The organism is Baia soyae, assembly GCF_004341445.1.
Lineage (GTDB): Bacteria > Bacillota > Bacilli > Thermoactinomycetales > Thermoactinomycetaceae > Baia > Baia soyae.
In genome coordinates this window covers 1-24680 of the sequence record NZ_SLXV01000044.1, presented here as the reverse complement: position 1 = coordinate 24680, position 24680 = coordinate 1, and the positions used below count along the sequence as shown (strand labels likewise).

Annotated in this window: 22 protein-coding genes, 9 tRNA genes and 2 pseudogenes; 26 read left to right on the top strand and 7 right to left on the bottom strand. The window is 41.6% G+C overall.

Features of this window, described 5'->3' with window-relative positions:
• The first annotated feature begins 758 nt into the window (after window positions 1-758).
• The 6 genes from EDD57_RS12065 (at window position 759) to EDD57_RS12040 (ending at window position 1328) form a co-directional block, all read left to right on the top strand.
• Window positions 759-852, top strand: a tRNA-Ser gene (locus EDD57_RS12065).
• A gap of 3 nt (window positions 853-855) precedes the next feature.
• Window positions 856-931, top strand: a tRNA-Phe gene (locus EDD57_RS12060).
• Window positions 932-941: 10 nt separating this feature from the next.
• Window positions 942-1014 (top strand) — tRNA-Thr (locus tag EDD57_RS12055).
• Between the two features lie 76 nt (window positions 1015-1090).
• Window positions 1091-1163: transfer RNA gene (locus EDD57_RS12050), tRNA-Thr, on the top strand.
• A gap of 7 nt (window positions 1164-1170) precedes the next feature.
• Window positions 1171-1244, top strand: a tRNA-Trp gene (locus tag EDD57_RS12045).
• A 10-nt stretch (window positions 1245-1254) separates the two neighbouring features.
• Window positions 1255-1328 (top strand) — tRNA-Cys (locus EDD57_RS12040).
• Window positions 1329-1379: 51 nt separating this feature from the next.
• Here the strand turns inward: EDD57_RS12040 and EDD57_RS12035 are convergent.
• Complete coding sequence (locus tag EDD57_RS12035) at window positions 1380-2000, bottom strand: hypothetical protein (protein WP_131849688.1); 621 nt, start codon at window positions 1998-2000, stop codon at window positions 1380-1382.
• Window positions 2001-2431: 431 nt separating this feature from the next.
• Between EDD57_RS12035 and EDD57_RS12030 the strand changes: the two genes are divergently transcribed.
• From EDD57_RS12030 to EDD57_RS11995, 9 genes are all read left to right on the top strand, one after another.
• Window positions 2432-2508, top strand: a tRNA-Arg gene (locus EDD57_RS12030).
• Between the two features lie 39 nt (window positions 2509-2547).
• Window positions 2548-2624 (top strand) — tRNA-Arg (locus EDD57_RS12025).
• A gap of 41 nt (window positions 2625-2665) precedes the next feature.
• Window positions 2666-2742: transfer RNA gene (locus EDD57_RS12020), tRNA-Arg, on the top strand.
• 397 nt (window positions 2743-3139) lie between these two features.
• Window positions 3140-3934, top strand: a complete 795-nt coding sequence (locus EDD57_RS12015) for a hypothetical protein (RefSeq protein ID WP_131849687.1) — start codon at window positions 3140-3142, stop codon at window positions 3932-3934.
• A 110-nt stretch (window positions 3935-4044) separates the two neighbouring features.
• Window positions 4045-4533: an NUDIX hydrolase gene (locus EDD57_RS12010; protein ID WP_165873803.1), complete on the top strand. Its 489-nt coding sequence runs from the start codon at window positions 4045-4047 to the stop codon at window positions 4531-4533.
• Between the two features lie 311 nt (window positions 4534-4844).
• A complete protein-coding gene (locus EDD57_RS12005; RefSeq protein WP_131849685.1) occupies window positions 4845-5243 on the top strand; it encodes a VOC family protein in 399 nt (132 codons plus the stop codon).
• 131 nt (window positions 5244-5374) lie between these two features.
• Complete coding sequence (locus EDD57_RS12000) at window positions 5375-6082, top strand: nucleotidyltransferase domain-containing protein (RefSeq protein ID WP_131849684.1); 708 nt, start codon at window positions 5375-5377, stop codon at window positions 6080-6082.
• A gap of 357 nt (window positions 6083-6439) precedes the next feature.
• Window positions 6440-6583 (top strand): hypothetical protein, encoded by a 144-nt coding sequence (locus EDD57_RS14480; protein WP_165873802.1) that lies wholly within the window; start codon window positions 6440-6442, stop codon window positions 6581-6583.
• A 75-nt stretch (window positions 6584-6658) separates the two neighbouring features.
• Window positions 6659-7204: a hypothetical protein gene (locus tag EDD57_RS11995; RefSeq protein ID WP_131849683.1), complete on the top strand. Its 546-nt coding sequence runs from the start codon at window positions 6659-6661 to the stop codon at window positions 7202-7204.
• Window positions 7205-7624: 420 nt separating this feature from the next.
• Here the strand turns inward: EDD57_RS11995 and EDD57_RS15185 are convergent, their stop codons facing one another.
• Both EDD57_RS15185 and EDD57_RS15180 read right to left on the bottom strand, forming a co-directional pair.
• Window positions 7625-7933, bottom strand: coding sequence for an N-terminal phage integrase SAM-like domain-containing protein (locus EDD57_RS15185; protein ID WP_131849689.1), 309 nt, complete (start codon window positions 7931-7933; stop codon window positions 7625-7627).
• 18 nt (window positions 7934-7951) lie between these two features.
• The gene (locus EDD57_RS15180) at window positions 7952-8077 is read right to left on the bottom strand and encodes an Arm DNA-binding domain-containing protein (protein WP_165873801.1); all 126 of its coding nucleotides are present in this window, start codon (window positions 8075-8077) and stop codon (window positions 7952-7954) included.
• An 84-nt stretch (window positions 8078-8161) separates the two neighbouring features.
• Between EDD57_RS15180 and EDD57_RS11980 the strand changes: the two genes are divergently transcribed.
• From EDD57_RS11980 to EDD57_RS11960, 6 genes and pseudogenes are all read left to right on the top strand, one after another.
• Window positions 8162-8746: a Mu transposase domain-containing protein gene (locus EDD57_RS11980; protein ID WP_131849681.1), complete on the top strand. Its 585-nt coding sequence runs from the start codon at window positions 8162-8164 to the stop codon at window positions 8744-8746.
• Window positions 8746-9514: pseudogene (gene istB, locus EDD57_RS11975) on the top strand (IS21-like element helper ATPase IstB). Before EDD57_RS11980 ends, istB begins: the two are co-directional and overlap by 1 nt.
• Before the next feature lie 226 nt (window positions 9515-9740).
• Window positions 9741-12143, top strand: coding sequence for an alpha-helical endospore appendage domain-containing protein (locus EDD57_RS15000; protein WP_131849680.1), 2403 nt, complete (start codon window positions 9741-9743; stop codon window positions 12141-12143).
• 1440 nt (window positions 12144-13583) lie between these two features.
• On the top strand, window positions 13584-13754 hold the full coding sequence (locus EDD57_RS15325) for an alpha-helical endospore appendage domain-containing protein (protein WP_481170255.1): 171 nt from the start codon (window positions 13584-13586) through the stop codon (window positions 13752-13754).
• A complete protein-coding gene (locus EDD57_RS14470) occupies window positions 13678-14220 on the top strand; it encodes an alpha-helical endospore appendage domain-containing protein (RefSeq protein ID WP_165873799.1) in 543 nt (180 codons plus the stop codon). Before EDD57_RS15325 ends, EDD57_RS14470 begins: the two co-directional genes overlap by 77 nt.
• A gap of 206 nt (window positions 14221-14426) precedes the next feature.
• Window positions 14427-14684 (top strand): annotated as a pseudogene (locus EDD57_RS11960) (DUF4260 family protein); the annotation flags it as partial.
• A gap of 102 nt (window positions 14685-14786) precedes the next feature.
• Here the strand turns inward: EDD57_RS11960 and corA are convergent.
• From corA to mnmA, 4 genes are all read right to left on the bottom strand, one after another.
• Window positions 14787-15743 (bottom strand): magnesium/cobalt transporter CorA, encoded by a 957-nt coding sequence (gene corA / locus EDD57_RS11955; protein WP_131849679.1) that lies wholly within the window; start codon window positions 15741-15743, stop codon window positions 14787-14789.
• A 180-nt stretch (window positions 15744-15923) separates the two neighbouring features.
• On the bottom strand, window positions 15924-16379 hold the full coding sequence (locus EDD57_RS11950) for a GNAT family N-acetyltransferase (protein WP_131849678.1): 456 nt from the start codon (window positions 16377-16379) through the stop codon (window positions 15924-15926).
• Window positions 16380-16509: 130 nt separating this feature from the next.
• Entirely contained in the window at window positions 16510-17799 is a 1290-nt protein-coding gene (locus tag EDD57_RS11945; protein ID WP_131849677.1) for a hypothetical protein, read from the bottom strand.
• A 139-nt stretch (window positions 17800-17938) separates the two neighbouring features.
• The gene (gene mnmA, locus EDD57_RS11940; RefSeq protein ID WP_131849676.1) at window positions 17939-19039 is read right to left on the bottom strand and encodes a tRNA 2-thiouridine(34) synthase MnmA; all 1101 of its coding nucleotides are present in this window, start codon (window positions 19037-19039) and stop codon (window positions 17939-17941) included.
• 289 nt (window positions 19040-19328) lie between these two features.
• On the opposite strand from mnmA, the gene EDD57_RS11935 reads away from it, so the two are divergent.
• The 5 genes from EDD57_RS11935 to pepV all read left to right on the top strand — a co-directional run bounded on the left by EDD57_RS11935 (window position 19329) and on the right by pepV (window position 24548).
• Window positions 19329-20813: a vWA domain-containing protein gene (locus EDD57_RS11935; protein ID WP_165873800.1), complete on the top strand. Its 1485-nt coding sequence runs from the start codon at window positions 19329-19331 to the stop codon at window positions 20811-20813.
• On the top strand, window positions 20810-21148 hold the full coding sequence (locus tag EDD57_RS11930; protein ID WP_131849674.1) for a hypothetical protein: 339 nt from the start codon (window positions 20810-20812) through the stop codon (window positions 21146-21148). Before EDD57_RS11935 ends, EDD57_RS11930 begins: the two co-directional genes overlap by 4 nt.
• 241 nt (window positions 21149-21389) lie before the next feature.
• Window positions 21390-22010 carry a DUF47 domain-containing protein gene (locus EDD57_RS11925; protein ID WP_131849673.1) on the top strand — a complete coding sequence of 207 codons (621 nt, stop codon included), beginning with the start codon at window positions 21390-21392 and terminating at the stop codon, window positions 22008-22010.
• Window positions 22003-22998: an inorganic phosphate transporter gene (locus tag EDD57_RS11920; RefSeq protein ID WP_131849672.1), complete on the top strand. Its 996-nt coding sequence runs from the start codon at window positions 22003-22005 to the stop codon at window positions 22996-22998. Before EDD57_RS11925 ends, EDD57_RS11920 begins: the two co-directional genes overlap by 8 nt.
• A 125-nt stretch (window positions 22999-23123) precedes the next feature.
• Complete coding sequence (gene pepV, locus EDD57_RS11915; protein ID WP_131849671.1) at window positions 23124-24548, top strand: dipeptidase PepV; 1425 nt, start codon at window positions 23124-23126, stop codon at window positions 24546-24548.
• Window positions 24549-24680: the final 132 nt, after the last annotated feature.

Here is a 24680-nt window from a genome sequence, read left to right as displayed (position 1 = left end):
CTTGGACCGCAGGGTCCTGGAAGAGTAGGACGTCGCCAGGCATACATAATAAAGAAAGCACTCAGCTTATAGTTGGGTGCTTTCTTTATTATGTAAAGAACGATATACATAGGCTTTTATACAAGCGTATTTCATGGTATTGAATAAAGTAATGAAAATAGTTTGTTGTTTCTGTGTAGCTTAGTATAGATTTTCAATCTAATAAGGGGATTGGATATGATCATTATATAATATTTATTAAATCACTAGCTTATAGTGAAAATTAGCTTGCTACAGTCGTTTTTGTATCTTGATGGCATCCTACATACCAATACAGGATTAACTTGGTTAGAGTGGCGATCAAGGAGTCTCAACGATCGTTCTTTCGGATGTAACATAGCCTAGCGATGATGCTGGAAGTCTGGCTTAGAATAACTAGGGTTGACTTAGAAGAGGGTAGCTATTGAATCTGAATACTAGCAAGTTGGTTATAGATGAGCTCTTTGAGATAGTATAGAATTAACTTGAATTTGGTATGTTAATTCAGTTTTTGCAAGTTCGATACAGTTGTTTAAGGACTTTAGAATGCTGAAATTTCTTAGCTCATCTTACTGACTACATAGTAGGGGTACTCTCGGATAACTCGAATCCTGTATTTTTATATAAAAGTTTCTATTTCTTGTTGACATTATCCCTAAATCACAGTACTATATTATTTGTGAGTTGTTACTGAAATTCAATCAGAGCACAACAAGCACTTAAGATGAATATGATAACATGGAGAGATGTCCGAGTTGGTCGAAGGAGCACGATTGGAAATCGTGTAGGCGGGCAAAACCTGTCTCGAGGGTTCGAATCCCTCTCTCTCCGCCAGATGGTTCGGTAGCTCAGTCGGTAGAGCAGAGGACTGAAAATCCTCGTGTCGGCGGTTCGATTCCGTCCCGAACCACCATTAAAAATGTGCTGGCATAGCTCAATTGGTAGAGCACCTGACTTGTAATCAGGGGGTTGTGGGTTCAAGTCCTATTGCCAGCATCCTTTATAAGATTATAGTAACAATTAAATGCACTTGTGTAGATGAATTAATTTCCTCAATCATCATTCATAATGCGCTGGCATAGCTCAATTGGTAGAGCACCTGACTTGTAATCAGGGGGTTGTGGGTTCAAGTCCTATTGCCAGCATTTTTGTAGGGGTGTAGTTTAGTGGTAGAACAGGAGTCTCCAAAACTTCTAGTGTGGGTTCGATTCCTACCACCCCTGCCATTTTTTATTTGGCGACATAGCCAAGTGGTAAGGCAGAGGTCTGCAAAACCTTTACCCCCGGTTCAAATCCGGGTGTCGCCTCCAAATAAAAAGGAGCTTGCTTATGACTTTTTGAAGGTCATAAGCAAGCTCCTTTTATTGTTTATAGGATAATACTTTTTGATGAGAAGCATTTAGTCTTGTTACCTGTTCTTGAAATAATGATACCAACTGATCAATTTCTGTAACTAATTGATCAGAACTGTCTGTGGGAAGGGATTTACTTTTGATAATAGCTTGGATGGCTTCTGATTGATTTTGAAGGAGTTGTTCGTATTTTGTTGCAATGGATAACTCTGTCTCAATACTTGTTTCAAAATCTATCAAGAATTGCTGAGCAGGTTGTTGAATAGCAGAATTTGTGAGTGTATTTACTTGTTGTTTTATATGTTTGAACTTTTCTTTGACGCTTTCTACTGCTTTTTTATATTCCGTAATTTGCGTTTTGGCTTGATTTACTTTAGGGATCATATTTTGCTCAAGATCTGTTACCTTTTGATTGGCTATGGTTTTTAATTTTGCTTCTTCTACAGATGCAGCCATTTTCTGAAGCAATATATCATTTTGGTTTTCTTGCTTGATCATTTCATTCATACTTGAAACAATTGGTTGTATAGAAGATTCTTTTTTCGTAGCTTCAGATTGGCTCGTTTTGCAACTGGTTGCTGTAATAAGGATGATACTGAAAATGAGAAAAAAGGAAAGATGTTTTTTCAACGTTATTAGTCCCTTCTATGTGATTTGTACTAAGCTTGTTGATTACCTACATATTAGATTAGGATAGGGAAAGCGCGTTAGATAAATGTAATGTTAGCAACTTTTCCATGTAGAGCGGTCGTTTTAACATGAGGCGTCCTAGTATACTTGTTAGTGGGTATTTCATGATCTTGGAGCTTCTTTATATACGTAGACATAAATGAACAGTTGTGCCTCTCAGAGCCTCTAATGGAGTGAGTGTTGTTAATAGTTCTCCTAGTTGTTTGCTCGAGGTTGATGGTTTCAACAAGCTTAATTCTATACATCAGAACATCTTATCTACGAGTATATGAGCGCAAATCGGATAGATTCCTTTTTTGTGATAAAAGTAGAAAAAGATATTGCATTGTATTTTGTCATATGGTAAAATTATTTTCGTTGACAAGTTATATGTGCCCTTAGCTCAGCTGGATAGAGTGTCTGACTACGGATCAGAAGGTCGAGAGTTCGAATCTTTCAGGGCACGCCATTTACTCTTAGAGTAGAAAATGAAATCACATAATGAGATGTGCCCTTAGCTCAGCTGGATAGAGTGTCTGACTACGGATCAGAAGGTCGAGAGTTCGAATCTTTCAGGGCACGCCATTTACTCTCTTAGAGTAGAAAATGAAATCACATAATGAGATGTGCCCTTAGCTCAGCTGGATAGAGTGTCTGACTACGGATCAGAAGGTCGAGAGTTCGAATCTTTCAGGGCACGCCAAATTAGCGAAACCCCGCTTATGCCAGAATCCCTTGGTATAAGCGGGGTTTCGCTATCTTTGTAGGCTTGATGTAGTTATAAGAATAGATTGTATATTTCATTTTGTTTTCCTGTTTCTGGATAATTGTGCTATTTAGTGTTATCTAATTCGATCTAATGTTATGTAGTGCGTGATCATTTCGTGATCAAGAATGTGATCGAAGCGTGATCAATCGGTGATCATTTTGGTGATCGCCTGATGGTCAGTCAGAACGTCACATGGATAATAGAGCCAGAATTAGCCCTAGCATGGATGGAGATTGTGGCTAAGTCTTGTCTGAACTGTGTCTGTTTGAGTTGTCTCGAGGATGGGCCTTCCTTTAAAATATTGTGTTAATCGCTAAGGAGATGAGCAAGCATGATACATCATGACATTGTAAGTAGAGTGGAGACATACTTCCATAGTCTTCCTAACGATGTGTTTCCTGATGGCTTAAAAAGTCGTGCTACTGTTGTTCTAAGTGGATCGACAGGTTGGGGGATTACGGAAGGATTTGATGAGAAAGCGGATTGGGATCTTCACATCTTATTGGGAAATGAAGCTTACCAATCTTTTATCATAGAACATGGAGCGAACTATGTTATTGATGACCATGGGAACTCTCCGATCGTTTTCGGACAAATTAACGGGCAAGAGTGGCTGATGGAAAGAGTAGAGGGCAATCGCTCTGGAAGTTGGCCATTGTATTTATGGATTTACAAAAATTGTGTGTTTATTCAAGATCCGCTATCCATCTCCTCTTTGATTGAAAAGTATCAACTGAAATTTGAACGGGAGTTGGATCAGTTACGGAGAGATCACTTTGTTCTTTTTTCCGTTCGTCGTTTGGATACTAGTTCCTCTGCAAAACGAGAAATTGTTACCGCAGCAGGGATAAATCGGGGAGAAATGGTAAAAGTAGCACTCCAAACTTTTTCTCTCATTCACGGAAAACCGTATCCGTATAACAAGTGGTTAGCCAAACATGTGGAACGCTTATGTCCGGAAGGCGAAAAGCTCGTGGAGCTTTGTAATAATTGCTTAATGGAGACAAGATTAGAAGTCTTGATTGGTTTAGCAAAAGAATTGCGAAACATGATGGAAGAAGAAATGAGAAAAATTACAGGGGAACAGCGCTGGATTAGTCATTGGTGGGAATTTAACAAAAATTAATCAGATGAGACAGTCTAACCATAGGAGATTGGTGAAAAGATGCTGAGAGAAGCTGTCATGGGTAAAGGAGTCATAGTTAGCGTGAATCTAGAAGGGGAGGTTAGCTAATTGTGAAAATAAGAAAGTCATCTCGTGTGATCTTGCTTGATGAAGATAATCGTATTCTTTTGTTCAAAATTGAAGACAATACTGTTTTTAATCCAGACAAACCAATCAATACAGCTTTTTGGGTAACCCCGGGTGGTTCGTTAGAAGAAAATGAGAGCTTTGAAGAGGCAGCACGACGTGAAATTTGGGAGGAAACAGGAATTGATCAATTTGAGCTTGGCGAGTGGATATGGACTAGGGAACAAGAAATGAACTGGAAAGGTGAACTTTTACTTTCGTACGAACGCTACTATATAGCTAATGTCAAGCGAAGCAAAATCAATCTCGACAACTTAACGAAACAAGAACAAGACGTTTATCGTGCGCACAAATGGTGGTCATTAGATGAGATAGATAAATCAGATGATACATTTATTCCTGCAGGTTTTGTTCAGTTACTCCTTCCGATTTTGGCTGGTACTTTACCATCTACACCTATTTGTATCGAATAATTTTACCGGATAGTATCTGATATATATGGACTTAGATATGAAGGAACAGTAACAGCCACGATTACAGGGGAGTGATCGTGGCTACTCTGCGTCTGAGCTTTGTTTGAAAGAATGAATAGTAATCACTCAGTTGACCGGAATGCCTGTTTAACTAATGTCAAAACGGGTTCCATTCGGTACAATAGATTTGTAACATGGTAGGAAAGGGGATGTAAATTTTTTGTGTAAATGGATAGTGGGCATGAAGAGTAATACCTTTTATAGAAGAGTCAATGAGTATGAATCTGAGATAATAACGGAGGCTGTAAGTAATGAATAATATACCATTTGTTCAAGTTCGAATCGCTCGTCCTACGGATCAATTAGAGAAAGTAGTTTCATTTTATACAGAGGGTCTTGGATTAGACAAGATCGGAGGTTTTCAGGATCATGATGGATACGATGGGGTCATGATTGGAATACCTGACGCAACCTATCATCTAGAGTTTACCAGTCATCAGAAAGGAAGCTCTTGTCCAGCACCAACGAAAGATAATCTACTTGTCCTATATATTCCGAATGAAGCAGTCGTGAGGGAGATGGTTGACCGGTTAGCTAACATGGGTTACTTTCCTGTTCCACCTGAAAATCCTTACTGGGAATCTAAAGGCATTACGATCGAAGATCCAGATGGTTGGCGGGTAGTATTAATGAACACTAACGGAATATAAAAGAAAATCTGTACTTATAGGAAGGTGATTAATATATTGTCCGTTATTAAATCTATAGATAATTTTTTACTGGATGGACCTTTGTCTTCTATAGCCCATCTGATTTTTGCTACAGCATCGGAGGTAGATTCATGCCACTCCCTGCCCTAGAAACAGCCCAACATTTACAACATGAGCTTTATCCAAACGCTCAACTGATGATCTTAGGAGGAAGCTCCTCCACTCAACAAACTACTTCTACCTCAGATCTTGATCTATTTGTCTTAGATCCAAGTCAACCAAGTTCCCATCGAGAAAATATCATTTATCAAGATTGGCCAGTAGAATTATTCATTTATCACACACTTGAAACTTACTATTTCTACATTAACAAGGATATCCAGAGAGGACGTCCTGCCCTTTTACGAATTGTAGCCGAAGGACAAGTTATCATCCAACAGGAATCCTGTGCTCATATCCAACCTAATGCACAGTCACTTCTCCAAACAGGCCCTCCACCTTGGAGTGATCTCCAAATTGAAACAGCTCGTTACATGGTCACTGATTTAATAGACGACCTAATCGGTTGCACCAATCCATATGAGGAAATTTTTATTGTACAGGCCCTATCTGAAGAGCTTCATCAGTTTTTGTTACGCACGAATGGTCATTGGATCGGAAGAGGGAAATGGATTTATCGCTCTTTAGCCAGATGGAATCAAGAGTTTGCGAATACCTATAGCCATTTTTTCCAGCAATACTACCTCACAAAACAAAAGGAACCACTTATTCAGTTTGTATTAGACGTATTGAAGCCTTATGGTGGAAAACATTTTGAGGGATATGTCGTAGGAAAATAGAGAGCAACTACCCCTTAATTCTGAGTAACTACACTGTCCACCCTTTTCGATTAATTATCAAAGAACTCTATCTTCACACTTAGCGTAGTGAAAAATCGGGTTCTCCTACTATTTTTATCCTTAGCGTATGAAATCCGCGTTTTTCTGTCGGGACCCGAGTAAAGTTTACCAGTCAAGTAAGTTACCTCGAGATGAGCAAATTCGCTAGTAGAAATATCCAATTGCTTATGACGTTTTCTAGTTATTTCAATCTAATTTGCTTATCTCAAGTTTATAAATAATATTGTCCTAAATTATATGGACTTATCATTTTAAGAATTATATGATCATTTCATAAACTAATGAGGAGGTGATAGCATGGGCATCAAATGGATCGCAGGTCAACCAGTCCGTGAATGTTGCTTTGATCGAACATGTAAAGGCATTTGTTATGTAGAAGATGGTGTTACTTACTGCACCCAATGCGATGGACAAGAAGGAAAGCCAATTAAGAAGAAATAAGTTTTCTAGCACCTGTGTGATGCAGGTGCTTTTTTGCTATACTATTCTTACATCTGCTTGTGGGAGTGATTAATTGTGGTATCTTCATACGAAGCCTTTTTGAAAGGTTTAAAGCCAGCTACTTATGTGAATCTGGACATCCTTTCTCAACCAGAGTTAATTCCAGCATTGAAGGAATATCCATCTTGGAATGAGTGCGAGAATTTCTGGATGTTTTTTCGATCTGAGGAACAAAAAGAAAACTTCTTAAGTAACTGCAAATGTGTAGATGAAAGTAGTCGTCATCGACTATTAGGGATTGAACTTGGTTTTCCCCCGAAAGCAGTGGACTTCTATGTGAAAATGTCTTCACAGTATGACGAGAACCCCATCGAGACCGACAGGTGGTATTTTGCGAATAAGGTAGGCGTTCACTACCACGGTTATCACTTTGCTAGTCGTATTGACGATCTGGAGGAAAATATAAAGTGGCTTTGGAAGACTTACCAAATTGTTGATGTAGCAGAAGTTCGTTTCAACAAAGAAAGTTACTCCATTCGCTATTTAAGCGATAGTGATTTACATAAAGCAGTAGAGGTAATTATGGATGAAAGAGTACCAGTGTTAGAAAGTGTGATTTGAAATAAGTAAGATCTCTGTGGATTCTAATAACAAAGTAGCCGTGATCCCCACAATCGAGGCTACTTTTTCTATTCTCTATGCTCTTAAGTTGTCTGGAAAGCAGCACTAAAGTTTTTCGTCGCATCTTCTTGGATGCTTTTCATTACATGGCTATATACATCCAGTGTGATGCTTGTCTTGCTGTGTCCCAGTCGTTCAGATACTACCTTCGGATGTTAGCATAATGGTGGCGTGCGTGTGGCGGGTATCATGGAAGCGGATGCGAGGTACTCCTGATTTCTCAATGGTGCTCCAGAAGTGTCGTCGGAGGTTGCTAGGACCGATTAGGAGTCCCTTTTTTGGTACAAACGACTAGGTTGTTTTCTTGATAAGCTTGTCCAAGCCGTTTTTTGTTTCGTTTCTGTTCTCGCTGTCGGAGGGCTAGTGAGTTTCACAGGGTTGGAGCGGACCCAGCTTCCATGCTACCGCTTGTTCGAGAGAGCTGGAGAGAATAACATGCATGTGCTTTATGTATTCTGCGGAGAGTCCTTCTGCTGACTTTTTCGCATAGAAATTCTGGATGTGCATGGGGGTGAGTTTATCTAAAGGGATATTGCCTAACTCTGGGATGAGTTTGTTATCAATAATGTACTTGTAAGAATCGTATGTTTTCAGTCGTACTCGTTGCTTGGCGGTGCTCTCGATCCAATCCAGTAAGTAGGTTCCAAGAGTACATTTGGTTGGCTCTATATATGTTCCCTTGGAAACTTAGTGAATGATTTGATTACATGCTTCCTTGGCTTCTTTCCTTGTTTTGAAACCTCGTCGTGTAGTGTGAGCAACGGTTGTAAAATGGCTAATATAACCGGTTGAAAACTCCCCATTCTGGACCATCTCCCCTGTAGGAGGAGATGGTCGCAGGGGCATGTTATATGGAATGAACGATTTGCTGGATTTGCAGCCTATCATGGATTTATGTTGAAACGATGTCAGCCACGTAGAGCGCAAACAAAAGGGAAAGTAGAAAACGGAATTGGTTATGTAAGAAAAAACTTTTGGCCAAGAGTTAGAACCTTCACTGGACTGGAGGACTTAAATCGCCTAGTACGTCATTGGATGGAATCTATTGCTAATGTTCGTATTCATGGTACGACCTATGAACGTCCTACCGACCGATGGTCGGTAGATAATCTTCAACCCATTCAACCACTTCCTTACCAGCTAATCGAAAGGCATCGACGTAAGGTATCAAAAGATTGCTTGGTATCTTATGAATCGAGTCGCTACTCGATTCCCTACTTGTATGCAGGACAATTAATCGACATCCTAGATAATCAAAATGGTACTCTGACATTTTTTTCAGAGAGCAAACTCATTGCTCAACATACAAAAGCGGTAAGTAAGCACCAAGTTGTAATCCAGAAAAAACACTTCGAGGGACTACCTATGTACGGGAGTCAAACGGTTCCCCAACCCTTACCCCGCCTTGTTTCTAGGTCGTCCCCCGATGTAGATGTTCGCTCGTTATCCATTTACGATGAACTCACAGAGGAGATAGTCTAATGATTCAACAAGAGCGATTAAATGAAGTTTTCCAAACCTTCGGTTGGGTGCGTATTCCAGAAGTTTTACACCAACTAGCTGAAGAAGCATCCAGAGATAATATATCTTATTTAGAATTCCTTGACAAACTTCTTTCAGAAGAACTTTTATCCAAACAAGAGCGAGCTGTGCAAATGCGTAAAAGGCTGGCACGCCTGCCTTTCCTTAAAACACTGGATCAGTTTGATTTTTCCTTTCAACCATCTATCGACGAAAAGAGAATACGAGATTTATCTTCCTTACGGTTTATTGAACATCAAGAAAATCTCGTATTTCTTGGTCCTCCTGGGGTTGGAAAGACACATCTTGCTGTGTCTCTGGGTTTAAAAGCTTTAGAAAATCGTTACAGCGTCTACTTTGTTACCGCCCATGACATGGTACAAACTCTTCAGCAATCCTGTGCGAAGGGAACTGTCCAGAGAAGAGTCAAGACGTTTACAAAACACCAGATTTGCTTATTATTGATGAGATTGGATACCGAAAAATAGAGGATTCAGCTACTCATTTTTTTTCCAGATTGTTTCGGAGCGTTATGAAAAAGGATCGACGATCCTTACTTCTAATAAGTATTTTGGGATGTGGGGGGACATATTTGGAGAGAATGTTTTAGCCACGGAGATCTTAGATCGCCTCCTCCATCACTCAGTCACTGTAAACATTAAAGGTGAAAGCTATCGTATTAAGGAGAAAAGAAAGGCAGGGTTCTTCTCACTAGCTAAGGAGAGGTAAAACTGTTTAAAACGGGGATTTTTCAATCGATTTTTTTGGGGAATTTTAAACTGTTGTTGACAAATTTGATTAAATTGAATCCAGTTGTTGAAAATGCAATCATTTCAGCAACTGGATTCAATTTGCTTTTGATAGTTTAAAAATAAGATTGTGAATATGTTCTTATTATGAATAATATTAATATTGATTCTAATAGTATTTATTATTTAAATAAAGGGGTTAAAACATGTCTCAAGCAAATATACCTAATATTTCACCAAATATTCAGATTAATAGAGAAGATGCAGTCAATCTGTTGCTGTCATCTATTGCACTAGAAGAGCTAGGCCTTAGCCATATTATTAATGCGGAAGGCGAAAAGCTCCAATATGTCCTAGGGACTCTCCCCGGAGTGTCCACCACCTTTCAACCCACCATTAGCGACTTACTCATGATTAATGAAAGTGTTCGTGATACCATTAATGTAATCTGGAAGAAAGAATGGATTTTGAACCAAAAGTTGGAGAACGTTTTAGGCACAGACGTTACAAGAGGGCCAACGGGACCCCAAGGACCAGCGGGAGCTACAGGGTCATCAGGAGGGCCTCCTGGACCACCGGGACCCACTGGCTTTGGAGTTGCTGGAGCTACCGGACTACAAGGGAATACGGGACCACAAGGTAATACCGGGCCACAAGGCGACACCGGACCACAAGGGGGCACGGGACCACAGGGCGACACAGGTCCTCAAGGGTCAACGGGGCCTCAAGGACCAACAGGACCACAGGGACCGACGGGAACGTTTGTTACCGGTGATTTCTTATTCACAGTTCAAGGTACAGGGGCAAGTGGAAGTGGAAGCGCTTCGATGAGCTTTGGAGATACGCTAACCTTTATATCCGATACACTGGAGATTAACGTAACGCCCGGTTCGGCTAATGTAAATTTAGAGGTGGCTACTGGAGCGAATAGTCCTCTTGCAGAAGTAATTCAAGCAGTCATTGAACAACTTGGTCTTTCGGGACCTCAAGGGGCTACCGGTCCACAAGGCAACACAGGACCACAAGGAGAAACAGGACCACAGGGACCGACGGGGCCTCAAGGCAACACGGGACCACAAGGGACCACGGGACCACAAGGGACCACGGGACCACAAGGGACCACAGGACCACAGGGAGCTACCGGACCTCAAGGGGACACAGGACCACAGGGAGACACTGGGCCTCAGGGAGACACCGGGCCACAAGGGACCACAGGACCACAGGGAGCTACCGGACCTCAAGGCAACATGGGACCACAGGGAGACACCGGGCCACAAGGGACCACAGGACCACAGGGAGCTACCGGACCTCAAGGGAATACGGGACCACACGGGACCACAGGACCACAGGGAGCTACCGGACCTCAAGGGAATACGGGACCACACGGGACCACAGGACCACAGGGAGCTACCGGACCTCAAGGGGACACAGGACCACAGGGAGCTACCGGACCTCAAGGCAACACGGGACCACAGGGAGCTACCGGGCCTCAAGGGGACACGGGATCACAGGGAGACACCGGACCACAAGGGACCACAGGACCACAGGGAGCTACCGGACCACAAGGGGACACGGGACCACAGGGAGACACCGGACCACAAGGGGGCACGGGACCACAGGGAGACACCGGACCACAAGGGGGCACGGGGCCACAAGGGGGCACGGGACCACAAGGGGGCACGGGACCACAGGGCGACACTGGGCCACAGGGAGCTACCGGACTACAAGGGACCACGGGACCACAGGGAGATACCGGACCACAAGGGACCACGGGACCACAGGGAGATACCGGACCACAAGGGGACACGGGACCACAGGGAGATACCGGACCACAAGGGACCACGGGACCACAAGGGACCACAGGACCACAAGGGACCACGGGACCACAGGGAGATACCGGACCACAAGGGGACACGGGACCACAGGGAGATACCGGACCACAAGGGACCACGGGACCACAAGGGACCACAGGACCACAAGGGACCACGGGACCACAGGGAGATACCGGACCACAAGGGACCACGGGACCACAAGGGACCACAGGACCACAAGGGACCACGGGACCACAGGGAGATACCGGACCACAAGGGGACACGGGACCACAAGGGACCACAGGACCACAAGGGACCACAGGACCTCAGGGACCTACAGGTGCTACCGGAGCTGGAACAGCTAATATTTCTGCAAACGCATCGAGAGATAATATTGACATCCCTTCTGTATTTAGTAATGGTAGCTTTATACCATTTACCGCATTTAGATCGTTTTCGCCGCTACCGGGATTTACACTAGTAAATGGTAATCAGCAACTTCAGGTACCAGAGAGTGGTGTTTACGCAATTGACTATACTATTTTATCAGGAGTGACTGGTGCAGATGCTTTAGTTCAAATACAAATTAATGGTTTCCTGGCAAGTAATCCCGTGGGTAGAACTGCAGCTATTTTAGCGAATTCTTCAACTACAACCACTACTATCCAAAATTTAAATGCTGGTCAGAATATTGGGATAAGAGTTATAAGTGCTAGCCCGCTTTCTTTATACTCAGCTTCGATCCCCGGGATAGCAAACTACAATAATGTAGTTTTAAGAGTTGTTAAATTAAATTGACGGATGAAACAGACTGGCTCTGATGCAATAGGGATAAGTCTCATCGTCATGTTGCTTGATGGCTTCGATAGGGTAATTTCTTTTCTTCTTCAGCCTGTTTGATTGCAAGAGGATACGCTTTATTCGGGTCGGTGGGACAAAGCTGGGGATTTATTGGGAACAAAAAGCTAAAATAACGTGCTAAGATAGTAGTATGAGAAGGTCGAAGAGAAATAGACACGGCTCTTGTTAGAGCAAAGGACATGTGGGTCCCATTCTATTTTTATAGGGTGGGGCTTTGGGTGGTGAGTATGTGGCAATATGGTTTCTACTCGCTCCTTTTTATTCTCTTAGGATCAGAGAGTCGACAAAAAAACCAGACTTATTTGCCTCGAGTTGTCGTTTGTCATGCGATTATGCTTGTGCTATCTGAAAGGCATTACTAAAGTTTCTTGCAGCATCTCCCTGAATGCTTTTCATTACATGGCTGTATACATCCATTGTGATGTTTGTCTTACTGTGCCCGAGTTGTTCGGATACCACCTTCGGATGTTCCCCTAGGGTTAGCATAATGGTGGCGTGGTGTGGAAGCGGATACGAGGTACTCCTGATTTCTCAATCATACCGGTGTAGATGGCCAAGAGGTAAGCAATAGAAGGGGACGCTGCTCCGTGTGTGCTAGGAAAATCTTTTCTTCTTCGATGCACCAAGTCTTTTGTTCCTTATGTGATATTTTTGGAGGGCTGTGGATGGGCATGTTCCGATTGAGATGGGAGATCCTTACGAGGTTTCTAGCAGCCCTGTTTCCGATTACATTATAGATACTGGATATTGGTACACTCCAGGATCAAAAACGAAAAGAAAAGTATCAGCCAGAGATAATGGTGTAACAATAACAAGTATTCTATCAGAAGAGTTTATTTTTAACATTCCACAAGGAAGTTATGAATTATTATTTCATGAATTCCTTTAGAATCCGGAGAGGACGGTTTGTATCTTGTAAGATATGAGTTAACATTTGTTAGATGTGCTACACCAAAACCCAATATTTTAAAATATGATAGTGAACTATCGCCTCCTCTATAGAAACCCAGTCTACGCCAGAATCCCTTGGTATAAGCGGGGTTTTGCTATGTGTTGGGGACTAATAGTTGAGTGGGTTCTCTTTTCTATTCTACCTTTTTCTGGATAATTAATTCTATCTAATGTTATTAAGTGCGTGATCATTTCGTGATCAAGAATGTGATCGAAGCCGTGATCAATCGCTGATCAGTTTAGTGATCACTTGAGGGTCAATTAGAGGGTCACATGGACAAAGGAGCCAGAATTAGCCTCGATTATAGGGCTTAACTGTGTCTGTTCTGCGTTTTATTTTATATAGTTTGATTAAATTGAATTCAGCTGTTGAAAATTAATCATTTCAACAGCTGAATTCAATTTAGTTTTGGGGTATAGGAAGTCGTGGGACAAGAATCGGGCTTTACTAGAGAAGATGCAGTCAATTTATTGCTTTCATCCATTGCATTAGAAGAGCTAGGTCTTAGCCATATTATTAATGCCGAGGGGGGAAAAGCTACAATACGTTCTCGGAACTCTTCCCGGGGTATCCACATCCTTCCAATCTTCGATTAGCGATTTACTTACGATCAATGAAAGTGTTCGTGATACCATCAATATAATAGGGAAAAAAGAATGGATTTTAAACCAGAAGTTAGAAAACGTATTGGGCACTGACGTTACGAGGGGACCAACGGGGGCCGCCAGAGCCACTGGGCCATCAGGAGGACCTCCTGGACCAGCGGGTGCTACCGGACCTTCTGGACCAGCAGACGCCATTGGAGCCACCGGGACTACCGGGCCTCAAGGACCGACCGGAACTTTTGTTACAGGTGATTTCTTATTCCTAGTCCAAGGAAATACAGGAGCAAGCGGAAGTGTTCCACTCAGTTTCGGAGATACAATTAACTTTATATCCGATACGTTAGAGATTGAGATAACACCCGGTTCTGTCGATGTGAGATTAGAAGTTGCAACAGGCGCTAATGGGATGACAGGACCTAAAGGGGACACGGGACCACAAGGCAACACAGGGCCTTAAGGGGCTACCGGACCTCAAGGGGGACTTTTCTATGTTGAAAGGTTAATATAATGCTTTAGACGAGAGTTTGAGAAGAAGAGGTATCAGAGCTGTTGAATAAAAAATTAAAAAGCCTAGTAGCCTAGCCCCTCATTTTGGCTGTACAGTAATAGAGGCAGGGTTCATGGGATTGATAGTTATGTAGACATCAATGTATTTAACGGAACTTTTGTATCTACCGAGGAGACTGGCTTTTGTTTCTGTTACCTGACTTGTCGATGATTGGTTATTCCTTAAACGATCGTATAGGAAAAATAGCATATAATCTGGGACATACATATATTTTCTCTGGAATTCTTTTGTTTATAGGCTGGCTGAATCATTGGGATTTCGTACAGCAGATTGGACTAATCTGGATTGCTCATATTGCTATGGACCGGATGATTGGTTTTGGTTTGAAATATGACACATTTAAGGATACTTATTACATCGGCTGTGAATGTAAGATTATTGTTCAGAGGAGCAACAGCGGCCAAGATTACATGGTAGTGGCCGCTGTTGTGTGTATCTAGATGGCATATGGAAATTTAGTGTTGATTAAACCAACCTTTGATTTTAAACCAGGTAAGCATTCCTACGCCTACAACCAACATAAATCCAAGAACCATAAAGTATCCGTACCGCCACTTTAACTCTGGCATATGTTCAAAATTCATCCCATAAACTCCAACGATAAACGTTAGTGGGATAAAGATGGCGGAAATGACCGTTAGTGTTGTCATAATGGTATTCATTCGGTAAGAGTTGAGGGATAAATAATTATCTCGAATATCGGAAGTGATTTCTCGACTTGATTCAATCATATAGGATAACTTGATTAAATGATTGTAGATGTGCTGAAACAGGACTCGTTGGTCTTTTCTCTGGATAAATCGCTCCGAATTAATCATTCTGTATAGTAAGTCACTCATAGGAATTACCGTACGACGTAGTTTAGACAAGTCCCTTCGAACTTGGAAAATCTGGTCGATGAGAGCTTTTGAAGTGGAACCTCTAGGTTTACTCTCGATTTCGTTTAACTGGTCTTCAATGCGATGTGCATATGGAAAATAGGCATCTACCAACTTATCAATTAATTTATATGTAAGGAATACGGGTCCTTTTTGAGCTAAATCTTGATGTTGAATGATTCTTTCCCAAATATCATCTATTTCTTCTAAGTTTGCATAGTGGAACGAAACGAGAAAGTTTTCTGCCACAAAGAGATCCACTTCTTCTAACTTCATCTGAGGACCTTTTAAGGCGTGAAGGATGAGAAATTGATACCCTTCGCAATAATCCATCTTGGGGCGTTGTAAGTGGTGCAAACAGTCTTTGACGGCTAAAGGATGAAAATGAAAATGGTCTGTTAGCTTAGATGTTTCTTCCATACTTGGAGTATTAAAATCAACCCAGTACCATTTAATTTGCGGATCATTTAGTTGTTGGATAGGGATATCGAGTAGAAGTGTTCCATCCTTTTTTACTGCTAATGTACGAATCAATATAATCCACCTCTATTATGCTACATGATATCACACTATTTTATCTCATAATTCTACTGAAACCGAATGAAAAAAGAGAAAACTAGAAGTTATTTTCTGTGCTCAAGGATATTAATTGACAGGAAAAAGCAGGGACGGTTCATCCCTGCTTTGCTCATAAGCCATAGTCAAAAGGTGGGGCTAATCTACTTCCTTTTCTAGTCTGGATAGAGATAGGTTTGGAGCTACCTCCATCTGACCTATTTCCTTAAAACCAAATTTCTCATACAGCCTCTTTGCGGGTATGTTTTTGGCTCCGGTGTGTACGATATATTTTGTTGTTCGAATAGGTTTTGCAAGTAGAAAGCTAAGTAGTTTCGCCCCAATTCCTTGACGGAAATAAGCGGGACTTACTACTAGTCGATGAATGTCTACTACGTTGCTCTCGATCAAGAAACTAATGGCTCCGGCTAGACTTTTCTCTTCCCAGTAGCCGAAAAACATTTCGTTGCTAGACTGGATTTTTTCTACTGTATCTTGTAGATGAGGGATTTCTGTAGACCCGATAATCGTTGCTTCTACCTGATAAGCAGGAATCTGGATATCTAATAGCTTTTGGGCTATTTCGGGATTATGTATATCTAGTTTTTGGATCATTTGTAATCTCCTTTTCCATATCCTCCTAGAATATGTCATTGCGAGAAATTTAAACAGAAAGAAGCCCTTGATAAACTCCTTCAGACTATTGATACAGTTCGAAGGAATTCTCTAGAGCTCTTTTTTGTGTTTATTCTTTTTGAGTTGTGAGTTGATCGTTTGTGATGTTGAATGCTTGTTTTACACTCCATGATTGTATCGATTTCATAAATGGCGATGTGGTTGTTTGCTTCCATTTTTTATCAAATGTGAGAATTGGCTCGGTCTTGATGGAGAATTGAAGTCCATCCACAATTTCAAGTAGTGGGAAATAGGATGGAGTAGATTCTGTAGTAGGTTTATGTAGAATTAGCTTTTTGTTTGCTTGTTTAGTTGATTGGTGTATGAGGGAGGTAAGGATGGTCTGGATGTTGTTATTTCCTTCAGGTGTCTCCTTTTGTCCATCGATCAAAAGAATGTGAATCTCTGAGGCAGTACTTTGAGTGATGAATGTTTGGATATTCTGCATTTGTAACAAAAATGTTTCGAAACGAGTAGGTGATTCAATTTGAATCAATGGAATCAAATTGCTCTTTAATGGATCTTTTGATTCTGAAGCTTTTGTGGAGAGTAAGGGTATTAGTTTCCCTTCTTGGTTTAGTAAGTAAGGTTCCAGTTGAAAGGTATTTTTTGATTGATTGGATGGGCTTCCTTCTGGGTTGGTAGGTACAATCCACTGAACAGACTTATTTGAGACACTCTGGGGCGATGAGGCTTCTTTTTCATCGCTGGTTGTTTGTTTTTGATGATCTGGCGTCATCTGTTTCATGATCTTAGGCGAGTGATTCGTTTGCGGTGTGATGGTTTTTTGAGTGTGTGTATCAGAGACTTGTTTTCCTGAACTCGTAATCTTGATGGGGGGCTTCTTGGTTGGATTCGTTTGGTGTTTTGGAGTTGGAAAGACTGTTTGTTTTTCTGGGTTCAACGTTGCTTGTTTGACTTTGATCCCTTTTTCTGGACTAGCTGTAGGTGTTTGCGAATCAGAGAGCTTTTGTTTGCCAGGCTTCACCGCTACCTGTTCGTTTTTGTTTTCTTTGCTTGTAGGATTTGTGTCATCTGTAGGGACTTGAGCGATCAATTCGGGAAAGCCAGATTGATCTCCTCGATATGGTTCCACTAAAGCAGGCTCAGCTGGTTCAGCTTGGGCACCAGAGTCTGTTACTATTTCCTTTACAGGCTCTGGTTGTGGATTCGGGGTTGCTTGAGCGGTAAGTGTATCGGAAGTTGGCTGGGTCATGAAATACGTGATTGCAGAGCCTCCAGCGATCGCTAGGATGATGAATAGGAAGGTCCAGCTCGGTCTCCATCTTCTGGATTTCTGTGTATGTTCAAATAGGTCTTGGTCTTGATCGTTATCTTCTAGAAAAAATTCATTTCGCAAATTCTGATCCTCCTCGACAATATTTGGTAACATCTTACTATAATTTACAAAATTATGAAAGATGAAATGAAAGAAAAAGAGATAGCTTTATTAGCTACCTCTTTCAAATCAACTTTTATTGTCTGTTGCTTCTTCTAACTCATACATAAGTGGAGCTGATGATTCCACCACCAAGGCAGACTTCACCATCATAAAATACAACCGATTGACCAGGAGTGACAGCACGTTGTTGTTCATAGAATTGGATGTCCCATGTATCGCCGTTGGCTTGTGGGATTACGGTAACTTCTTGATCTTTTTGACGATATCTGAACTTAGCGGTACAAGAAAAAGGCTTTGTTGGGGCTTCTGTGTTTGCTAGCCAGTTTACTTCTGTTGCGATTAATCCATTCGTATAGAGTGCGTCGTGATCATGTCCTTGAGCCACATAGAGGGTGTTTTGAGCCACATCTTTCTTAATGACAAACCAAGGTAACCCTCCTTCACCTGCTCCGCCACCGATTCCTAACCCTTGGCGCTGACCTAGCGTATAATACATTAAACCATCATGTTTCCCTACGATGGTGCCATCTAATGTTTTCATATCACCAGGCTGTGCAGGTAAATAATTGCTTAAGAACTCTTTAAAATTACGCTCTCCAATAAAGCAAATGCCAGTGCTATCTTTTTTCTTTGCTGTATATAATCCAGCCTCTTCCGCTATTTTGCGGACTTCTTTTTTCTCTAGATGCCCGAGGGGGAAGAGTGTGTTTTTAAATTTGCTTTGTGGTACTTGGGAGAGAAAGTAGGTTTGATCCTTATTAGGGTCTACGCCTCGACAAAGTTGCCGGGTTCCATTCACTTCTTTTAGCTGAGCATAGTGACCTGTTGCAAGATAGTCCGCTCCTAATTGCTCAGCCTTTTGAAGAAATTCACCAAACTTAATCTCCCGATTACACATAATATCAGGGTTCGGAGTACGTCCTTTTCGGTATTCATCTAAGAAATAGGAAAAGACTTTTTCTTGATACTCTTTTTCGAAGTTAACGGAGTAATACGGAATGCCGATTTGAGTGGCCACTCGGCGAACATCTTCATAGTCTTCTGTAGCGGTACAATGACCGAATTCATCAGTATCGTCCCAGTTTTTCATAAACAAGCCGATTACATCGTAGCCTTGTTGTTTTAAAAGCCAAGCCGTCACAGACGAGTCGACTCCACCTGACATTCCTACTACTACACGCTTCATTGGATTCGTCATTTTGCATCTCTTTTCTATTCGTTTTCCCTGTCGATTCTATGTACTTTTATTATAAACGATTAGGTCAAGAATGAACAAAAAGGAATTGGTAAATCTTATCACCTAAGGGGTTTTAGGAAGAAATCAAAATGTATATAATAGATATAATTAATATGAAATTTACTCTCTGCGATGTGACAACTATGAAAAGTCTTCGATAAAACAAGGGAATTCGTTGTCAAAGGGAATCGAATCAAGTAAGCTTTAAGAACAAATGTGTAAGAATATGAGCCGAGGGATAGGAGGATTTATGAGGAAACTACCACTCAAACAAGTAATTTGTGTGACGGCTGCTACAGTGCTCATGAGCGGGTGTTCTACAGTCGTACAGCAAATTCAAGAGACAACCGGAAATGAGATTCGTAAAGTGGAAGAATCTAAAGCCTCTGCACCAACGGAACTTAAGTCAAAGCAAGTGATGAAAGAGATCGATACAAGCCCAGGTCCCCATACGAAGATTGTAGATATTTTGCAAGATCCAGGTAAAGGGTCTTTTTCTGGTGATAAATTTAACCAATCTAAAGTAAATCAAGCACTGGATCAGATGCCGATTGGTTTAGAAAGAGATGCCGCTTTTCAATATCTACTAGGCTTACTGGGCGAAAATTATAAGCAACTCGTAACCGTTTATGATGATGTCGAAATGGTGGACTTGCAAGAACAGGCACGAGTGCTATCTGACATCGCAAAAGATCATCAGGCGAAGCCAGTAACGGCGGAAGAACAAGCTGGAATCCATGCAGGAGAAGTGAAACACAACCAAATTTTGTTCCTCATCGATGCAAGTAGTTCGATGGGAAAAGACTTACAAGGTAAAAGTAAGATGGAATGGATCAAAGCGGCGCTCACCCAAGCGACTAAAGCGATTCCAAAGGGTACTCAGATTCACGTGAGGATGTTTGGAAAAGAGGGTGGAGTGGATGACAAAGATCCAGGACAATCTTGCAAAGATACCTCTTTACTATACTCAGGGGTTGAATGGACAGCTCCTGTATGGTCAAAGTCGATGAATCAATTAGAACCAAAAGATGGCTGGAATCCAGCTGGTTTAGCGATTCAAGAAGGTGCAAAGGATTTATCTGCTCATAAGGAAAAAAGTCATGAAAATCGTGTTGTTCTCATAACAGATGGTGTAGATAAATGTAAGACCAATCCGGATCAACAAGCAAAGCAACTAAGTCATTCTGATTTGCACGCTGCCATTAATGTGATTTCTTTTGGTTCGAACCTACAAGAAGAAAAACAGGTCTCCTCGATCGCAGGTCAATCAGGAGGAGAATTTATCTCCATTAAAGATGGGAAGAAGCTTATCCAAGCTCTCCAATCCGTTACAAAAGAAATCAAACTGATGGATACCCCATGGCAGATACGTGCTTTGGAGAAATCAGCAAACACCCTCCAAAATACACGTGATCAGTTAAAAGATGAGCACCAAAATCTGAGTGACGTGACAAAAAATGAGCAAGAGCATCTACAAGCCGCTAATGAATACATTTATAATCAATCTAAAATTGAGAAGACCGATTATGAACGTATTGGCCAGTGGATTGATCAGAGATATGAACAAGTGGATGGACACATTCAAAAGCAATATAAGAAATCAAATGGAAAGCTCCGCAAAGATTGGTTAAGTCAAGTGGATAACTTGGAAAAATCATGGGACAAAACGAATTCCAAAAACACACCCAAACCATTTGCAGAAAAGAAAACAGAGATGATGGGTGATGCCAAATGAACCACGATTTGAAATTGCCATATGAGATGATTTATGATGAACGCCTGCAAATTCGTCGCCCGATTCTTCATGTTGATTATGATGAATTGGAGATTGACGTGCAGGCAGAGTTTGAGCTTCTTTGCCAACAAGTATGTGCTTGTATCCCAGAGCAGATCAAATGTTTCGAGATTGAATACCTCCTGACCTTTGATTCGCTTAAAGAAGTAGAGGACGAGAGATTGTTCTTTGCGATTAATGAACAATTAAACGATCTTTCGAGTAGAATTAGCGATTTAAATATCCTATTTCTCCATATTGAAGGGTCTTTTGTAAGCCATAGTGTTCATGCATGACATACAAAAAAATCCAGTTTTGGTTATCAGGCCAAGCTGGATTTTTTTGTATGAATTCAAAAGTTTAACCTCATAATAAGACAGCGATAAGTCCTTAGTAGGATAGTGTTAAGGTTTTGTAAAGATTATTTTAACTTAGATTAAATTTATACATGAATAATTAATTTTTCTCTTTTCAATACCTAAATAGCAAGAGTAAGATAAGCCTTGGTTATGGTAATTCAGTACAGGAGGGGTAAATGTGATTTTTAATCGTACAAAAGATCGTATCTTTTATCAAACCCTTATTGATGCGGCAGGAAATATTGTCGAAGCGGTACAACTTTTCCGTGAAAATGTGGAGACATTAGAGGAAAAGGAAAAATACGCAGAACGACTTAAGGAACTAGAATCAAAAGGTGATACCTATACCCACCTCATGATTAAAGAATTAAATTCTACGTTTGTTACTCCGTTAGATCGTGAAGATATTTTAAATTTAGCGGTTAAATTAGATGATGTATTAGATGGAATAGAGGCTTGTGCGGCTCGATTTGTTTATTTTCATGTCAATAAATCGGCTCCTTACTTAGTACAGTTTGCTGATATTATTGTAAGCTCTGCTCTCTTATTGCAAGAGTCGTTTATTGCTCTAGAGAAGAAAGACTTCCAAAGCATTCGCAAGATCTCGATTGAGATTAATGACCTTGAAAACCAAGGCGATAAATTGATGCGTGATAGCTTGTTTACTTTATTTGAAAATCCAAGTGATGGATTAGAATTGTTTAAGATGAAAGAAATTATCGAGAAACTAGAACGTGTTACCGACTTATTTGAAGACTTGATGGATGTTATGGAAGGTGTGATTTTGAAGTATGCTTGATCCATTTTGGCTCGTCGTAGCGGTTATTGCCTTAGCGTTAATTTTTGATTTTACTAACGGCTGGCATGATACGGCAAATGCGATTGCGACAGTCGTGGGGACGCGTACGTTAAAACCATATACCGCCATCTTGATGGCCGCGGGTCTTAATTTAGTGGGCGCATTTTTCTCGACAGCTGTAGCAAAAGCGATCGGTAAGGATATCGTAAATCCTAAAGCGGTGACGTTGGTAGTGTTAGTAGCGGCACTCGCAGCTGTTATTATCTGGAATGTCATTACAGTACTAATGGGCCTCCCAACTAGCTCGTCACATGCGTTAATTGGTAGTTTAGTAGGTGCCGCAGTTGCTTCAGCTGGATTTGATATTCTGCAAAGCAAAGGACTTATTACGATTTTGATTGGTTTGCTTATCTCGCCGGTATTAGGTGCGATCGTAGCGTTTATTTTTATGAAGATTATTCGAGTTCTCTTTGCAAATCAACCTGCTTCTCGGGTGAAACGAGTATTTAAGCCGTTGCAGATTTTCTCGTCTGGATTTATGGCATTTAGCCACGGTGCAGCAGATGCTCAGAAGGCAATGGGGATTATGGCCCTTGCTTTACTAGTAGGGGGCTATCAAACCGAGTTAAATATCCCTACTTGGGTTAAGATTTCAGCTGCATTAGCAATGGCATTTGGTACAGCAATCGGTGGATGGAAGGTAATCCAAACAATCGGTTCACGTTTGAGTCGCTTGGAGACACCACATGGCTTTGCTGCTGAGACAGCGGCGGCTACGATTTTAACGACAGTCGCAGGGATGGGTATTCCGGTTAGTACCACGCATACGATTACAGGATCGATTATCGGTACTGGGATTGCCGAGCGAATTCGCAGTGTTCGTTGGACGGTGGCGAAGAAAATCGTGTATGCATGGGTTCTTACCCTACCAGGAACTGCTATCATGGGTTATGTCTTGTATACCGTACTCAGTTTCTTGGAACATTAGGCCTGGAGTCACTTGACTTCGGGTTTTTTCTATACTTGAAATCGGTGTATTTTTTCAGATAACATGCTATGATGCGAAGAGATGTTTATTTATAGAGCTTTTTGTACATAAGAGGAGGATTTCCTTTGGAAAAACAGATCAATTGGTTGGATGAAGTTTCGAAAAGAGAAAGCCAATTATTAGAAGATACAAAAGGATTATTATCAATTCCTAGTATTTTAGATGAATCAACCGCTCATGAAGGAACGCCATTTGGCGCAGAGGTTGCAAATGCAATTCAATATGTAACCAATCTGGGCGCGAGAGATGGCTTCCAAACGAAAAATGTAGATGGTTATGCGATGCATGTAGAGATGGGGGAAGGTTCTGAGCTGATTGGTGTACTAGCCCATGTGGATGTAGTCCCTGTGGGCGAAGGTTGGACATCTCCTCCATTTGAACCGGAAATCCGAGATGGACGCCTCTATGCTCGGGGTGCGATTGACGATAAAGGACCGGCTATGGCGGCTTATTATGGGATGAAATTGATTCAGGAGCTAGGCTTGCCTCTATCTAAGCGTGTGCGCCTCATTTTAGGGGGAGACGAGGAATCACTATGGCGTTGTATGAAACACTATTTTTCGAAGGAAGAGATGCCTTCGATGGGCTTTACGCCAGATGCTGACTTCCCGATCATCAATGCGGAAAAAGGATTTTATGACATTCAGGCAAATGGAACGACAGCCGCTTCGGTGACGGAAGCCGTAGCAGATGCCTGGACGCTGGAATCCTTCCAATCTGGACAACGTGTGAATATGGTTCCTGATTTAGCTACAGCTGTACTGGTAGGGGACGAAGACGTATTTGAGTTAAAGGAGCAATTCCAAGATTTCTTGTTACAAAACGGAATCCAAGGATATGCGGAAGAAGCGAATGAGCACGTGACCTTGGTTGTCCGCGGCATTTCTCATCACGGATCAGAGCCTGAAAAAGGATTAAATGCCGCATTAGCATTGGCTCGATTTTTAACCACTGTTAAGTTAGATGTAGTAGGTGGCCGTTATATCAAGCTGATTGATAGCTACCTGATTGATAGCTTCTTTGGTGAAAAATTAGAAGTGGCGCAAGAGGATGAGAGAACAGGTGCTCTAACGGTAAATGCTGGAGTCTTCAACTATACGATGGGTGAAGGCGAAGGGGTACGACTTAACATTCGTTACCCTATTTCAATTGATGATGATCAATTACTCGCTCAGCTCCGTGAGAAGTTAGCTGTGTATGATCTTGAGATTAGTCACTATGATCGCAAGAGAGGGCATTACCTCTCACCAGACCATCCACTTGTATCCACACTGTCCCGTGTGTACGAAGAACAGACAGGGGATCCAGCTAAACTGATGGCGATCGGGGGAGCTACTTACGCGCGTGCAGCCCAAAATTGTGTAGCATTTGGTCCTTTGTTCCCAGGGCGCTTAGAAGTAGCGCATCAAAAAGATGAGTTTATCGAATGGGATGATATGCTTCGTGCTACTGCGCTTTATGCCCAGGCGATCTATGAATTAGCGAAATAATTTCGGCCCGAAAAAGAGAAAAAGACCTTTAGCGATCGATGAAGTGAACCCAAAAAGTTAGACACGAAGTTTTAAGCAACCCGCAGGGTATGCGTTCGGTATTGAACCGGGCTCATGCCCTTTAGTTTTATC